Origin of the sequence: Streptomyces lavendulae subsp. lavendulae, from assembly GCF_002803845.1 — a bacterium.
Lineage (GTDB): Bacteria > Actinomycetota > Actinomycetes > Streptomycetales > Streptomycetaceae > Streptomyces > Streptomyces lavendulae.
In genome coordinates this window covers 399,211-413,328 of sequence record NZ_CP024985.1, presented here as the reverse complement: position 1 = coordinate 413,328, position 14,118 = coordinate 399,211, and the positions used below count along the sequence as shown (strand labels likewise).

Below are 14,118 nucleotides of genomic sequence, written 5' to 3'. Positions count from 1 at the left end.
GTGGGTTGTCGGCGGCCGCTGACACCGTTCGAGAGGTCCCGCCGGGTACTCATCCGGCTTGGAGTTCGAAGAGGAGATCTCTCGTGCATGACGTGATGGTCGTAGGAGCCGGTCCGGTCGGTCTGGCCCTCGCCTGCGAGCTCGGCCTCGCAGGCTGTTCCGTACTGGTGCTCGAACGGGAGCCGGCGCTCGGCTCCCCGTTACGAGCCGCCCCGCTCGGGAGGCGAGGGCTGTCCGCCGCCTCGGTCGAGACGTTCTACCGGCGCGGAATGCTGGAACCGCTGCTGAAGGCCTCAGGCGTCCAAGAGGTGTTCGGCGAGGCCCCGGAGGAGGGCGCGCCGGCACGCCCTCGGTTCGGTGGCCACTTCGCCGGCATGATGCTCGACGGGACCCAGGTCGACGTCGCCGCCCTGCCGTTCCGGCTTCCCGGCCAGGCACTGGAATTCGTGATGACGGACCTCGAAGCGGTCGAGACGGTGCTGACCGAGCAGGCGTCCAGGCTCGGCGTGGACATCAGGCGCGGCGTCACGGTCTCCGCCGTCTCCCAGAACGGCGAGAGCGTGGTCGCACAAGCCGGCGCGGACGCCTACGAGGCGCGCTGGCTCGTCGGCTGCGACGGCGGACGCAGCACGGTGCGCAGGCTCGCGGGCTTCGAATTCGTCGGTACCGAGCCGCAGTTCACCGGCTACACCATGCACACCACCCTCGCCGACCCCGAGCAGCTGCGCCCCGGGTTCCACCTGACGCCGACGGGCATGTACATCCGGATGCCCGACGCCGGATACGTCGCCATGGTGGACTTCGACGGCGGCGCGTTCGATCGCTCGCAGCCGCCGACGCGCGACCACCTCCAGGCGGTCCTGCGCAGCGTGTCCGGCACCGACGTGACCATCGGCGAGGTCCGCATCGCTTCGAGCTTCACCGACCGGGCGATGCAGACCACGGCCTACCGCCGCGGACGCGTCCTGCTCGCGGGCGACGCCGCCCACATCCACTCCCCCCTGGGCGGCCAGGGGCTGAACACCGGCATCGGCGACGCCGTGAACCTGGGATGGAAGCTCGCGGCGACCGTGCACGGGCACGCGCCGGACGGGCTCCTCGACACCTACGCCGACGAGCGCCATCCGATCGGTGCGGCAGTGCTCGACTGGTCGCGCGCCCAGGTGGCGACCATGAGGCCGGACCCGTACGCCCAGGCGATCCAGGCAGTGGTTCGCGATCTCATCGGGACCCGTGACGGAGCGACCTACGTGTTCGAGCGGCTGTCGGGATCGTGGATCCGCTACGACCTCGGCAGCGAACATCCGCTGGTCGGCCGCAGCGCCCCTGACTTCTGCCTTGAGGACGGCACGCGACTGGGCGATCTCATGGAGGACGGACGGGGTGTCGTGCTCGACTTCACCACCGACCGGCTCCTGCACGGTTCGGCGACGGGCTGGGAGGGCCCGATACGGTACGTGGCCGGCGCGGCGCGGGACGACCTCGGGTCGGGTGCGGTACTGGTGCGGCCCGACGGCGTGGTCGCCTGGGCCGGTGACCGCCACCCTGACCGGGAGGCCTTCGAGCAGGCCGCTGCCCGATGGTTCGGTTCTCCGCATCACGTCTCTGCCGGTGGACGGTCCTCCTGAGGGGGGCCGGCCTGTGCGGCGTCCGAGTACGACGGATTCCAGAGCCGGTCGGCTTCACCGCTCTTCTCCGTGATAGACCCGGCGGCCGTTGGACAGGCGGCCGTTGGACAGGCGGCCGTTGGACAGGCGGCGCACGGGGTTGGCGAACAGACCTTCCCGCTCGTGGAACCGCAGCGCGTGCACGCTCAGTCCGCTGCGGGCGACCCTGCGGACGTTGCGCGCCGAGCGCTCCGGGCACGTCCTGAACATCGGCTCCGTCGGCGGCTTCGCCACCGCCCCGGCGGCGGGCCTGTACGGCGCGTCGAAGTGCGCACTCGAAGGTGTCTCCGAGGCGCTGCACGGTGAGCCGGCCCCGCTCGGCGTCCGCGTCACGATCGTGGAGCCGGGCGGGTTTCGCACCGACTTCCTCAGCAGCCTGAGCATGCAGGTCGAACCGGCCTCCATCGCCGACTACGCCGACGGCGCCGGGCCCGTCCGCGAGGCGCTGGCCAAGAACGACGGCCATCAGCCGGGCGATCCGGTGAAGGCGGCGAAAGCCATCGTCGACATCACCGAGGTTGCCGAATCGCCGCCGCGCCTGCAGCTGGGTGCGGACGCGATCGAGCGCGTCGAGGCGAAGCCGGATCTGGTGCGAAGCGAACTCGACCGCTGGCGCCACGTAGCCCTCTCCACCGGACTGTGAGAAGCCGTCCCGCGTTCGAACACGGTTGTCCGATCAGGCGCCGGGGGACGAGCCGGATCCGTTAGGGCCCGGTGTGGTCGGCGAGGGGCTGGTGAGGGGTGGTCGGTGGTGTGAACAGCGCCTGGATGGTTTCGGTGGCCAGGTCCCGCAGCCAGGCGTGGGCAGGGTCGTTGTCGTAGCGCTGGTGCCACAGCAGGTACAGGGGGACGTCGGGCAGCGGTACGGGCAGCGGCAGGGTTGCCAGGCCGAGTTGTTCCCGGGCTCTGCGGGTGACCGCGTCGGGGAGGGTGACGACCAGGTCGGTGTCGAGGGCGAGTTGCAGGGCGAAGGCGGCGGTGGGCCCGGCGGCGGCGACGCGTCGTTCGAGGCCGTGTGTGGTCAGGGCGTCGTCGATCGGGTCGCGCAGGATTCCACGTCGCGAAACGGTGAGGTGTTCGGCGGCTGCGTAGCGTTTGAGGCTCAGCGGGCCTTCCGTCAGCGGGTGGCCCGGTCGGACGGTGACGACGAGCCGGTCCCTGCCGACGAGGCGATGGCGGATGTCGGGGAGCGCCGGAGTGCCGGAGCTCGATTCGAGGTCGACCTCACCCCGGCGCAGCTCGGTGTCGTCCGTTCCCGGTTCGGCGGACAGGCGCAGCCGGACGCCGGGGGCCTGGCGGCGGACGGCGGCTATCAGGGCGGTGCCGGAGGACGCGGTCAGGGCGTCGTGCCAGCGCACGGTGAACACCCGGTCGAGTGCCGCGAGGTCGAGTTCCTGCTGTGCGGAGAGGAGTTGGTGGGCCTGCTGCACGAGGGTGTGGACCTGGGCGCGCATGGCCAGCGCCCGGGTGGTGGGGACCATGGTGCGCCCGGTGCGGACCAGGATCTGATCACCGGTCGCCTTGCGGATGCGGCCCAGCGAGCGGCTCATCGCCGGTGGGGAGACGTGGAGCCGGGCTGCCGCGCCGGCGACGCTCCCCTCTTCCAGCAGGGCGTCCAGGGCCGTGAGCAGGTTCAGATCCAGTTGCATGGGAGTAACTCTACAAGTGACAAGCATGCACTTGTTGTTAATGGTCGGGCGGCCTACTTTCGAAGTGCGGGGGCGAGACGACCGCCCCGCTTCTACAGATTCCAGGGAGCCCGCCATGAGCACAGCCATGCCTTTCGACGCCGGTACGACGCTGCTGTCCGACGTGACCGCCGCGGTGAAGGCCGCCGGCACCACGCTGCGCGACCGCTACACCCCGCACGCCCGGGGGGTGAGTCTGGACGAGGTCGTCGCCGAGATCCACGCCAACGACGACGCGGTGCTGGACGTGTTGCGGGAACCCCTGATGCGCGCCCGGCGCGAGTCGCAGTGGGCCGAGGACGAGCTGGCCGGCGGCGCGCTCCCGCCGGGGGAGTGGTGGGTCGTCGACCCCGCCGAGGGCAACATCAACCACGTCCACGGCATGGACGACTGGGCCGTCACCGCCACCCTGGTCAGCGACAACCGGCCGGTGCTCACCGTCGTCCACCTGCCGCTGACCGGCGACACCTACACCGCGGTCGCCGGCGGCGGCGCCCGTCTCAACGACCGGCCCCTGAAGGTGTCCGCCAAGACCGACCTGGGCGCCGCCCTCATCGGCACCGGCCAGGCCAAGCCCGGCGAGGACGAGCGCACCTTCCGGCGGATCGGTGACTCCGTCACCGCCATGCTCGTCAACGGCCTGGTCGTACGCGTGTCCGTTCCCGCGACGATGCAGCTCATCCACGTCGCCGCCGGACGCATGGACGCCTTCTGGCAGTTCTCCGACGTCCGCTCCGGCCTGGTCGCCGGCGCCCTGCTGGTCTCCGAGGCCGGAGGCACCGTCACCGACCTGGCCGGCGAACCCTGGAACACCGCCAGCCGCGACTTCCTGGCCGCCGCCCCCGGCCTCCACGCCGCGGCCCTCAAGGTCCTCGCCCCGATCGCCTGACCGGACGTCCCCACCCTTCCCACCCGATACCGCAAGGAGCATCACCACATGACCACCATCGGCATCCTGGGCGCGGGCCGCGTCGGAACCAACCTCGCCGGCGAGCTCTCCGCAGCCGGACACCATGTCACCCTCGGCACGCGGAACCCCGGAGACACCTTCGCCCGCACCGCCGGACTCGACCCGCGGATCGCCTTCGCCGACCATCGCACGACCGCCCGCACCACGGACATCGTGATCAACGCGACGCCCGGCGACGGCTCCCTGGAGCGTCTCACCGGCCTGCGCGCCGAGCTCTCCGGCAAGATCCTCATCGACGTCTCCAACGCCACGCGCGACACCGCCGACGGCATGCCCGGCGACCTGTGCCATCCCGGCAGCAGCCTCGCCGAGAAGCTCCAGGCCGCCCTCCCCGACACCCAAGTGGTCAAGACCCTCAACACCATGCTGTTCATGGTCATGACCGCCCCTGAAACCCTGGCCACGCCACCGACCGCCTATCTCTCGGGCGACGACGAGAACGCGAAGAGGACCGTCACCGGCCTGCTCGGCGACCTGGGCTGGAAGCCCGAACGGATCGAGGACCTCGGCGACATCACCACGGCCCGCGCCACTGAAGCCATGATCCTGATCGTCCCCCACATCCTGCGCCGACACGGCTTCCAGCCCTTCGCCGTCTCCCTTGCCCGCTGACCCGCCAAGGCGGTTGCCGGTGGAGGACTGCCGGGTACGGTGACGCCTGCCCTACGGGCCGACGGCTTACCCGATCGCGAGCAGGGCCTTTCTACGTAGCTGCGTGGTCAGGCCTGCCGCCAGCGAGGTGAGCGCGGCCAGGCAGGCGAGCAGCAGGGCGGTCCGTAGGCCCACCGCGTCGGCGCGTTCGCGGCGAGTCCGCCGAGGGTGATCCAGCCGGCGGGCACGCTCTGCTGGAGCCGGGGCCCACGAGGGCGCGGCGTGCGGGGGGCCGGTCGTCGGCTGCGGTGCGGTCGGCGACAGCGAGCGGGAGCCGGGTCAGGAGGAGCGCGGCGGCCGCGTAGCTGAGGGCGTCGAGCGTGACGGCGGTGGGGGTGCCCAGCCTGGCCAGCTCGTCGATGGTGGGGAGCTTCCTCCCGTCGAACTGGTACTCGCCGTCGGCCAGGATGAAGTCGGGCCGGGCGGCGAGCAGGTCCTCTCGGGAGATTTCCCCGGGCGCGAGGATCCTGAGCGACTTGTACGCATCGGCGTAGGCGGGCTTGGGCGGGGACTGGTTGGTCCACGTCTGGCCGGCGACGCGGTCCTTCAGGCCGAGTTCCAGCAGCAGTTCGGTGTGGGAGGCGAAGAACGACACGATGCGCTCGGGTGCGCGGTCGACCTTGACCGTGCGGCCGCAGTTCTCGGCCTGCGTCGGGTACGTCGTACGGTTCCCGGCGTCCGCCACCGCTGCGGCGGGCTTGCCGGATCCGGCGGGGGCGGGCGAGCCGCACGCGGTGAGCAGGGCGGCGAGCGCGGCCGCCGCGCCGAGGGGTTGTCGCCTTCGATGTGAACGTTCCACGGCGCGCTGCCCGTGTCGCCGGCCGGTCCATCGGCGGCGGTGGTGAGTACGCCGCGTGCGTGGAGCGCCTCAAGTAGGGCGCGGCCGTTCGCGTCGAGCACGGCCGGATCGGCGGCACCGTAGGCGTGCTTCCGGGCGGCGGACAGCAACTCGTGCGGGGATGCGGGTGTAGTGCCCGTCCGGCGAGCTGTGCCGCCGGCTTCCGTCGGGGCAAGGGTACAGGTGGTGCCCGGGGGTGATGCGGTCCATGCGGAGTGCCTTCCTCGGTGGTGACGTGCCGTTCCGTCGATGGGTGCCGCCGCCCGTGGCCGGGCCACGGGCGGCGGCGTCGCGCGGGTCAGGCACCGGTGGCCGGCGCTGCCCGCTCAGCGACCGCTCAGGCAGTCCAGGCGAACGGGTTGTGCACGAGGGCGTTGGTGCCGGGGCCCTGCGGGGCGGCCAGCGAACCGTCGGCCTGGAGCTCCTCGAAAGCGAGCGACCGCATGCGTCCTCCATCAGTAAACGAAAACGGTTGTTGTTGCAGTCGGCGCCCCAGAGGTTGGGCACAACGGCTGCGCTGTGCAAGCCCCCGCCAGAAATCCGGACAGGGGAACCGTCCCCGTTTGACATGCTTCGAACGGATGGCAGGGTGGTACCAAGGGTCAATGTTGGGAGGCTCGGCATGGCATCCGGTCGGGCACGGTGTTCCGCAGTACGGCAACTTCCGCTCAGGCTCACGGCCGGCGCGCTCTCCCTGAACTCCGGGATCGCGGAATTCGGCGCGGACGAGACCGCCGCCGAGAGGCTGCAGCAGTTCGCCGCCGCCACTCACCCGTTGGATCCGTCCCGGATCAAGGGGCCAGGTCAGGGGTGCACATGGTCATGACCAAATGGTTCTTCGAGCCCGGCCATACCGCGGCGGAGTTCCGTGCCCGGCACATGATGGTCACCTACGTGCGGGGGCAGCTCAAGAACGTGCACGGCCTTCTGGAGGTCGATCCCGACGAGCCGGAGAAGGCGCGGGTCGAGGCGACGGTCGACGCGACCCAGGTGTACACCGGTCAGCCCCAGCGCGACGCCCACCTCCGCAGTGCCGATTTCTTCGATGTCGAGCACCACCCGACGTGGACGTTCGTCGGGTCGCGCATCCATCAGGCGAGCGGAATCGAGTTCGAGGTGACCGGGGAACTCATGGTGCGCGGCGTGACGCGCCTCGTGACTTTCGACGTCACCTACCTGGGACAGTGGGACACCCCTTGGTGGGAGGAGGGGCGGGACCTCGGGCCCAGGCGCCGCGCCGGATTCACCGCCAGGACACGCATCAACCGGCATGATTTCGGCGTGAGTTGGAACGACGTGGTCGACCGTGGCGGAGTGGTCGTCAGTTCCATGGTCGATGTGACGGTCGACGTCGAGGCGGTCCTCGAACCCATCGAAACGGCCGCCTGAGCACGACCGGCTCGGGCGGCGGTTATCGCTGAAGCCACCAGCAGGTCTTGGACGACAGCGGATCCGGCAGTGAGAGGAGCGCTGAGCAGTGTCTACGGCGTCTACTGAGACCGCCGGGGGCCGTCGGATCGCGGTCGTGACCGGCGGCGCCGGTACGATCGGCGGTGCGATCGCCTCGCGGCTCATGGCTGATCACACCGTGGTCGTACTCGACCGCACGGGCGACGTCCCGGTCGATCTGGGTGATCCGGCCGATGTGCGCCGGGCCGCGCAGCTGGTGCCGGACCGCTATGGCAGGTGCGATGTCCTGGTCCACTCGGCCGCCATGGTCGCCTTCGGACCGTTCGAGGACTTCGAACTCGATATGTGGCGTCAGGTCCAGGCAGTGAACGTCGAGTCGGCGCTGCTGCTCACCCAGGCCTTCGCTCCGGGGATGCGTGAGCGGGGCTTCGGCAGGGTGGTCTTCATCGTTTCCAACACGTTCTGGCGTCCACCGGGCGCGCACATGCTCGCGTACGTGGCGTCCAAAGGGGCGCTGATCGGTATGACCCACGCCCTCGCCGTCGGGCTCGGCGGCGACGGGATCGCGGTCACGGCGGTGGCCCCGGGGCTGACCCGCACTCGCGCTACCGGCGTCGTGCCGGCGGAGGAGTTCGAGGAGGTCGCGGCGCGCCAGGCGCTGTCCCGGCCGCTCACTCCCGACGACACCGCAGCTGTGGTGGCGATGCTCGTCGGAGAGGGTGCCGGCGCGCTGACGGGCCAGGTACTGACCGTCGACGGCGGCCTGGTGATGCGTTGACGGGGACGGGCGGGGCGCGAACCCCGCCGGGGGACTCCCGTACGTGGATCACGTAGGAAGCGAACCCGGCATCCAGGTTGCCGGATGGGCCGCCGACCTCGCCGGTCGACCGGGGCCATCAGGCATTCGGGCTGCTGTCGGGCGACATCCCGGACGCGTGCGACATCCGCGATGTCCCGAACGTCTAGCGTGAACCGATTCCACGTCAATGGAGAGGACGGCCGGAGATGACCACCGCCATCGTAGGCGTCGGCAACATCGGAGCCGCGCTCGCCCGGAACCTGGTGGCCGGGGGCGAGAGCGTCGTCCTGGCGGGAAAGGGCCCCGCGCGCGCTGCGGAGATCGCGGACGAGCTCGGTCCGCTCGCCCGCGCCGCCACCGTGCAGGACGCGATCACCGATGCGGACGCGGTCGTGTTCGCCGTCTGGCTGGACACCATGAGAGTGCTGATCCCGCAGGTCGCGCCCCTGCTGGAGCACAAGGTCGTGATCGACCCGTCGAACCCGATCGCCTTCGACGAAAAGGGCCAGATGATGCGTTCGCTGCCCGAAGGAGAGTCGGCCGGGTCGGTGGCCGCCGCCCTGCTGCCCGAGAACGCCCACTACGTCAAGGCGTTCGGCACCCTCGCCGCGGAGGTGCTCGCAGCGAGCGCGAACCGTACGCCGCGACGGGCGGCGCTGTTCTACGCCACGGACGACGGGGGCGCCGCGGCGGCGGCCGAGCGGCTGATCCGCACGGCCGGGTTCGACCCCGTGAAGGCCGGCGGCCTGGCCGACGCCGGACGCATCGAGTCGCCCGGCGGTGACCTGGATCAGTACGGCTCCGGCGGCGAGGTCGCCGACCTCGCCCAGGCGACCGCTGCTGTGCACGACGCCGGCCACTGAGGCGGTGAGTTCCTGATCGACCGGCATGACCTGGCCGCCGCTCGGGACGTTCCGCACGGCGGCGAGCGACCGTCATCTCGGCGCCGACGGGAGGCTCGACCTCGGTCGAGGTGGATGCGGTGGATCAGCCGGAGCCGGTGACCGGCCTTGACGCAGATCAGAGCCGCCATGAGGTTCGTTCGGCGCGGCCTCAGGCCCCGGCCGGCTTCCTCCTCGAAGCAGACAGGTCTCCGCTCCCGCACGGCACCACGGCAACGTCCCCAGGCCTTCACCCATCGACCGCACCCTGGGCTGACGCGACATCACCACCCGGACGGTGGTGCCCGAAGAAGGGGTCGTCCACCACGTGGGCCCAGCCGCCGTGCGGCTGGCGTCGGAGGACCTCCGTGGTGGTGGAGATGACCGGCTCGGGGCCGACGCCGGTGAGGGTGGCGGTGTTCGATACCAGGGCGATGTCGTCCACCTGCCGGATGTCTCGCAGTTCGAGCTTGCGGCGGGCGCCCGTGTCGATCAGCTCTTGCAGGCCCTTCCGGATGGGCACGGTGCCCACGAGGTGGGTTCCGGGGGTGGGGACGAAGTGGGCGTTCGGCTCGTACAGGGACACCAGGCCCTCGATGTCACCCGCCTCCAGGTACTCCATGAACATGGCTCCCACCTGCTCGGGCGTCTCGGCGCGGTGCCGGGCCGCGGTGCCCACGGGCTTGTCGCCCCAGCCTGCCGCGGCGATCAGGTCGTACCAGTCGGGTTGGGCGCCGTACGGCAGATGACGGCGGAGCAGGGCGCCCGGGAAGCTCATCGGGGATGCCTTGTGGGGCTTGGCCTTGGCCTGGGTGACGATGGCGTCGCTGAGCGCGTAGGCCAGGTCCATACGGGGGAGCAGGGCGTGCACTTCGTCGGCGAGGCCGGGCGGAAGGTCCTCGCGCCGGAATCCGAGGATGTCGGTGCCGATGCCGGCATGCGCCAGTGCCACCTCCGTGCCCTTCCGCCCGGCGATGCCCTCCGAGGTGTGCAGGGCGATCGCGTCCCAGGCGATGGCGATGCGCCGTTCCTCGACGCCGCGTTCGCGGAGGAAGGCTGCAGCGGTGTCGGCGCCGTCGACTTCGAACCGCTGGTCGCCGTTGCCCTCCTCGCTCACCCCGATGTCGTGCAGGACGCAGCTGAGGAACAGCAGCTCGTCGTCGTAGTCGGTACCGGCGTTCAAGCCCTGGTTCTGGGCATGGGCCCGGGCGAAGACGTAGCTGCGCACGCTGTGATGGAAGACGAAGTCCGCCGTGGCCCCGGCCACGTACGCGTACGCGTCCCGGGCGAGGCCCGTGTCGGGGAGGCGGAGCTGCTCGAAGACGGGCAGGTGGGCGTCGGTGGACATGGTGTGCCCTTTCGTTTGGACCGTGCGACCGAAGCGGGGCGTGCGCCCCATCCGTCATGAGGTGAACCTAGGTGCGATCCGGGCGAAGGAGTCAGTGGCACGGATGCCATCCAGCGATAGAATCGTGCCATCGGAATGGGTGTGGGAGGTGGGAATGCCAGGCGGAAAGCACCAGGTGGTCGTGGTGGCTCTCGATAACGTCCTCGCACTCGACATCGGGATCCCCGTGCAGGTCTTCGGGAGCTGGCCGGACGGGCCCTACGCGCTGACGGTGTGTGCGGAACGCCCCGGACCCGTCACGATGCACGGTGGCCCCGTGTTGTCGGTCGCCGCCGGCCTGGAAGCCCTGGCCACCGCGGACACCGTGATCGTCCCGGGGTACCTGGAGCCCGACAGGCCCTCCGCCGAGGTCGGTGCAGCGCTCGCGGAGGCGGCGGCTCAGGGCAGTCGCATGGTGTCCGTCTGCCTGGGCGCGTTCGCCCTCGCCGCCGCCGGCCTGCTCGACGGCCGACGGGCCACGACGCACTGGCAGTACGCAGCAGCACTGGCGAAGCAGTACCCACAGGTGACGGTGCAGCCGGAGGCCCTGTACATCGACGAAGGCCACGTACTGACCTCCGGCGGCGTCACCGCCGGCCTCGACCTGTGCCTGCACCTCATCCGCCGCGATCACGGCAGCCGACTGGCGAACCAGCGAGCACGTCTGATGGTCACCGCGTCCCACCGCGCGGGCGGTCAGGCCCAGTTCATGGACCTGCCGGTGTCCCCCGACCCGGACGGCAGACCGGCGCCGGTGTACGAGTGGGCCCTGCACAACCTGCACCAGCCGCTCACGGTCGACCAGTTGGCGCGCCGGGCCGGGATGTCCCGTCGCACCCTCATCCGCCGATTCCACGCCGACACCGGCCGCCCGCCCATGCGTTGGCTGCTTGACGCAAGGCTGGGCCTCGGACGGGAGCTCCTGGAATCGAGCGACCTGACCGTGGAGGCGGTCGCGCGACGCTGCGGCCTGGGCACGCCGGCCAATTTCCGGACCCTGTTCAAAGCCCACGTCGGAGTATCGCCCCGCGTGTACCGCGCGACGTTCAACTCGGCTCCGTCGGGAGGGGCTTGATGTCCGGCCGACCCGGGTTCGCCGTCACCGCACGGGCAGGTCCTCGAACGGGTGAAAGCAGCAGGCATCAACCCCAGCGAGGCGGTCATCCTCACCGGGGCGTTGGCGGAGCTGTTCCCGTCGACGTTCCCGTCCGGGCAGGGCAGCGACCCCGCCGGGGTCATCGAGGAGGTCGGCGACCGGGTGTCGCGGACCGCATCGGGGCCGCCGCGCCCAGCGGCGTGGACGCCTTCGTCGACACCTTCGGCGACGGGTACGTCGAGCCCGCCCTCGCCCTCGGCGTCGAGACCGATCGGAGCCCGCTCGCGCAAGTCCGCGAGGCCTACACCGAGCTCGAACGCCGCCACACCCACGGCAAGAGCGTCCTCAGGCCGTAGCAGCCGTCCGATGGCGCGGGGTGCGGCGACCGGCCCTTCGTGGTGGCCCGCTTACGCACCCTCCGTCGGGGCCACTGGCAGTGGTCGCCGGTGGGCGTAGCGGCCGCGCATGGCGTCGCCGGCCGCAGGGCCTGCTGCGAAGACGTAGGCGCGGCTGTCGTCGAGCCGGCGGCCGGTCCCGGCGTCGACCACCACGGGCTCGACCTCAACGCCGCTTTCCGCGTCGACGAGGATCATGCTGCGTTCGTGCGGCTCCAGCCGGGAATTGCCCCAAGCGGCCAGGGCGACGATCACCGGGCGCAGGGAGCGCCCGAGATCGGTGAGTACGTACTCGTGGCGGACCGGGTTGGTCCGGTAGGGCCGACGCTCCAGCAACCCGTCCGTCACGAGGGTTTTCAGGCGGGTCGTGAGCATGCTCGACGAGATGCCCAGGTTTTCCTGGAACTGATCGAAGCGGGTGTAGCCGTCGAAGGCGTCGTGGAGGATCAGCAGCGTCCACCACTCACCGACGTGCTCCACCGTCGTGGACAGCGGGCACTCGCGGTCCTCCAGCCTGATGCGGCTCGCCACGATGACCATCCCCTCAGTTACTGCTAAAGTCGAAGTTGGCGGCTTCTATTTTAGCAGTAACCGAATGCCACGCCGTCGCACGCGCACGAGGGATCGGAGGGCGCCATGACCAGCCCCGTCAGCGAATCGCTCGAAGGCCGCCGTGCCCTGGTCACCGGCGGCACCAAGGGCACCGGAGCCGCCATCGCCCGACGGCTCGCCGCAGCCGGCGCCGCCGTGCTCGTCACCGGCCGTAGCCGCCCCGAGGAGGTCGAGGAAGAGACCTTCATCGCCGCCGACCTGTCGAACGCCGATGGCACCGACCGGGCGATCGCGGAAGTGGAGGCACGCCTGGGAGGTGTCGACGTCATGGTCCACACCCTCGGCGGCTCCGAGGCACCGGCCGGTGGATTCGCGGCGCTCGGCGAGGAGGACTGGGCCAAGGAACTCAACGTGAACCTGCTGGCCGCGGTCAGGCTGGACCGCGGCCTCCTGCCCGGCATGATCACGAGCGGAAGAGGCGTGATCCTGCACGTCACCTCGATCCAGCGCCGCATGCCGCTGTGGAACGGAACGCTGGCCTACGCGGCGGCCAAAGCGGCGCTGACCACCTACAGCAAGGGCCTGGCCAATGAGGTCGCTCCGTACGGAGTGCGCGTCAACACCGTCTCGCCGGGCTTCATCCAGACCACCGCCGCCGACGACCTGGTCGCCAGGATCGCCCAGGCAGCCGGAGTCACCCGGGAAGCCGCTCTGGCCCGGCTCATGGACTCGCTCGGCGGTATTCCCCTCGGCCGCCCCAACCGGCCGGAGGAAGTCGCCGAACTCGTCGCGTTCCTCGTCTCCGACCGCGCCTCGGCCATCGTCGGCGCCGAACACGTCATCGACGGCGGGACCACCCCCACCATCTGAGCCCCCGCAGTCAGGAGGACGGTCATGTCGATGCATCCGCCCCACACCATCGCCCCGAGCGACTTGCCCCAGACGATCACCCGCTACCTGCGGGCCCACCGAGACCGTGACACCGCGACCGCAGTCACCGCCTTCACCGGCGATGCCACGGTGACCGACGACGGCAATACGTATCAGGGCGCCACTGCCATCGAACAGTGGCTGAAGCGCTCGGCCACCGAATTCACCTTCACCATCGAACTCACCGATGCGCAGCAGACCGATCCGACCCACTACGTCGTCACACATCACCTCGAAGGCAACTTCCCCGGAGGCAGTGTCGACCTGCGCTATCGGTTCAGCCTCCGCGACGACCTGATCGAGCGCCTGATCATCGAGCCCTGATCCGCCTGGGCGTGCTCCTTCCGGCCCTTCAGGATCAGATCCCTATAGGCCTTGTGCGTTTGAATCCGCTGGGAGGGGACACACGCGGGGGGTCGGTGTGTTGCCCCTTTGAGCGGTGTGGCATCACCCGAGAGCGGTGGCCGCACTCCGTTTTCCGTCCCCCCGGAACGGAGTGCGGCCATCGGCCAGCTGGGCGGCACCCGATCCGGATACCGGCGGCTCCCGAGGACGATGCCCGAGGGGCCGGCGAGGAGAAGGAGGTCGGCGTCGCCCTCGGCCGGCCCGATCTCGGCGCCCAGCAGAGTGGCGTAGAAGCGGGCCGATGATGGGGGATCCGCGCAGTCCAGTACGAGAACGCTTGTCTTGGGTACGGTCATGAACCGCGGGTGCCCTGTGCTGCCGTCCGCACACGTGGTGTCATGCCGGGGGCTGCGGGGTGGCCCGGGCAGGACGTGCTCCCGCACCACATGGCCCTCCTCGTAGGAGAAGCGCCTCCGGGCCGCTCGGTACCACCGGGGTGGGGCTGCCGA

At 70.6% G+C, this 14,118-nt stretch carries 17 protein-coding genes and 2 pseudogenes; 12 read left to right on the top strand and 7 right to left on the bottom strand.

What is annotated here, in order from left to right; translation table 11 throughout:
- Window positions 1–83 precede the first annotated feature (83 nt).
- Window positions 84–1,628 carry an FAD-dependent monooxygenase gene (locus tag SLAV_RS02060; protein ID WP_037686415.1) on the top strand — a complete coding sequence of 515 codons (1,545 nt, stop codon included), beginning with the start codon at window positions 84–86 and terminating at the stop codon, window positions 1,626–1,628.
- A gap of 111 nt (window positions 1,629–1,739) precedes the next feature.
- Here the strand turns inward: SLAV_RS02060 and SLAV_RS42125 are convergent.
- Window positions 1,740–1,877 (bottom strand): annotated as a pseudogene (locus tag SLAV_RS42125) (MerR family transcriptional regulator); the annotation flags it as partial.
- On the opposite strand from SLAV_RS42125, the gene SLAV_RS02055 reads away from it, so the two are divergent.
- Entirely contained in the window at window positions 1,843–2,310 is a 468-nt protein-coding gene (locus tag SLAV_RS02055) for an SDR family NAD(P)-dependent oxidoreductase (RefSeq protein ID WP_234333438.1), read from the top strand. The pseudogene SLAV_RS42125 and the gene SLAV_RS02055 sit on opposite strands and share 35 nt — an antisense overlap.
- Window positions 2,311–2,371: 61 nt before the next feature.
- Here SLAV_RS02055 and SLAV_RS02050 read toward each other — a convergent pair whose 3' ends face one another.
- Window positions 2,372–3,316: a LysR family transcriptional regulator gene (locus tag SLAV_RS02050; RefSeq protein ID WP_030226613.1), complete on the bottom strand. Its 945-nt coding sequence runs from the start codon at window positions 3,314–3,316 to the stop codon at window positions 2,372–2,374.
- 115 nt (window positions 3,317–3,431) lie between these two features.
- On the opposite strand from SLAV_RS02050, the gene SLAV_RS02045 reads away from it, so the two are divergent.
- Together SLAV_RS02045 and SLAV_RS02040 are read left to right on the top strand one after the other, a co-directional pair.
- On the top strand, window positions 3,432–4,244 hold the full coding sequence (locus tag SLAV_RS02045; protein WP_030226615.1) for an inositol monophosphatase family protein: 813 nt from the start codon (window positions 3,432–3,434) through the stop codon (window positions 4,242–4,244).
- 48 nt (window positions 4,245–4,292) lie between these two features.
- Window positions 4,293–4,937 (top strand): NADPH-dependent F420 reductase, encoded by a 645-nt coding sequence (locus SLAV_RS02040; protein ID WP_030226617.1) that lies wholly within the window; start codon window positions 4,293–4,295, stop codon window positions 4,935–4,937.
- Window positions 4,938–5,028: 91 nt separating this feature from the next.
- Here SLAV_RS02040 and SLAV_RS02035 read toward each other — a convergent pair whose 3' ends face one another.
- Both SLAV_RS02035 and SLAV_RS42120 read right to left on the bottom strand, forming a co-directional pair.
- Entirely contained in the window at window positions 5,029–5,775 is a 747-nt protein-coding gene (locus tag SLAV_RS02035; protein ID WP_158740497.1) for an ABC transporter substrate-binding protein, read from the bottom strand.
- A gap of 376 nt (window positions 5,776–6,151) precedes the next feature.
- Entirely contained in the window at window positions 6,152–6,259 is a 108-nt protein-coding gene (locus tag SLAV_RS42120) for a streptamidine-related RiPP repeat protein (RefSeq protein WP_244225229.1), read from the bottom strand.
- 371 nt (window positions 6,260–6,630) lie between these two features.
- On the opposite strand from SLAV_RS42120, the gene SLAV_RS02030 reads away from it, so the two are divergent.
- The 3 genes from SLAV_RS02030 (at window position 6,631) to SLAV_RS02020 (ending at window position 8,886) form a co-directional block, all read left to right on the top strand.
- Window positions 6,631–7,203: a YceI family protein gene (locus SLAV_RS02030; RefSeq protein WP_030226621.1), complete on the top strand. Its 573-nt coding sequence runs from the start codon at window positions 6,631–6,633 to the stop codon at window positions 7,201–7,203.
- 136 nt (window positions 7,204–7,339) lie between these two features.
- Entirely contained in the window at window positions 7,340–8,002 is a 663-nt protein-coding gene (locus tag SLAV_RS02025) for an SDR family NAD(P)-dependent oxidoreductase (RefSeq protein ID WP_234333439.1), read from the top strand.
- A 227-nt stretch (window positions 8,003–8,229) separates the two neighbouring features.
- The gene (locus SLAV_RS02020) at window positions 8,230–8,886 is read left to right on the top strand and encodes an NADPH-dependent F420 reductase (RefSeq protein ID WP_030226625.1); all 657 of its coding nucleotides are present in this window, start codon (window positions 8,230–8,232) and stop codon (window positions 8,884–8,886) included.
- 268 nt (window positions 8,887–9,154) lie between these two features.
- On the opposite strand, the gene SLAV_RS02015 is transcribed toward SLAV_RS02020, so the two are convergent.
- Window positions 9,155–10,252: an HD domain-containing protein gene (locus SLAV_RS02015; protein WP_051840396.1), complete on the bottom strand. Its 1,098-nt coding sequence runs from the start codon at window positions 10,250–10,252 to the stop codon at window positions 9,155–9,157.
- A 184-nt stretch (window positions 10,253–10,436) separates the two neighbouring features.
- On the opposite strand from SLAV_RS02015, the gene SLAV_RS02010 reads away from it, so the two are divergent.
- The 3 genes and pseudogenes from SLAV_RS02010 to SLAV_RS42110 all read left to right on the top strand — a co-directional run bounded on the left by SLAV_RS02010 (window position 10,437) and on the right by SLAV_RS42110 (window position 11,743).
- Window positions 10,437–11,366 (top strand): GlxA family transcriptional regulator, encoded by a 930-nt coding sequence (locus SLAV_RS02010; RefSeq protein ID WP_335341784.1) that lies wholly within the window; start codon window positions 10,437–10,439, stop codon window positions 11,364–11,366.
- 51 nt (window positions 11,367–11,417) lie between these two features.
- Window positions 11,418–11,510 (top strand): annotated as a pseudogene (locus SLAV_RS42115) (NADP-dependent oxidoreductase); the annotation flags it as partial.
- Between the two features lie 77 nt (window positions 11,511–11,587).
- Window positions 11,588–11,743: a hypothetical protein gene (locus SLAV_RS42110; protein ID WP_234333465.1), complete on the top strand. Its 156-nt coding sequence runs from the start codon at window positions 11,588–11,590 to the stop codon at window positions 11,741–11,743.
- A gap of 51 nt (window positions 11,744–11,794) precedes the next feature.
- Here SLAV_RS42110 and SLAV_RS01995 read toward each other — a convergent pair whose 3' ends face one another.
- Entirely contained in the window at window positions 11,795–12,322 is a 528-nt protein-coding gene (locus SLAV_RS01995; protein WP_199922130.1) for a winged helix-turn-helix transcriptional regulator, read from the bottom strand.
- 96 nt (window positions 12,323–12,418) lie between these two features.
- Between SLAV_RS01995 and SLAV_RS01990 the strand changes: the two genes are divergently transcribed.
- Together SLAV_RS01990 and SLAV_RS01985 are read left to right on the top strand one after the other, a co-directional pair.
- Complete coding sequence (locus SLAV_RS01990) at window positions 12,419–13,204, top strand: SDR family oxidoreductase (RefSeq protein ID WP_030226632.1); 786 nt, start codon at window positions 12,419–12,421, stop codon at window positions 13,202–13,204.
- 24 nt (window positions 13,205–13,228) lie between these two features.
- A complete protein-coding gene (locus SLAV_RS01985) occupies window positions 13,229–13,588 on the top strand; it encodes a nuclear transport factor 2 family protein (protein ID WP_030226639.1) in 360 nt (119 codons plus the stop codon).
- On the opposite strand, the gene SLAV_RS43560 is transcribed toward SLAV_RS01985, so the two are convergent.
- Window positions 13,534–13,965 (bottom strand): VOC family protein, encoded by a 432-nt coding sequence (locus SLAV_RS43560; RefSeq protein ID WP_394298612.1) that lies wholly within the window; start codon window positions 13,963–13,965, stop codon window positions 13,534–13,536. The two genes, SLAV_RS01985 and SLAV_RS43560, sit on opposite strands and share 55 nt — an antisense overlap.
- Window positions 13,966–14,118: the final 153 nt, after the last annotated feature.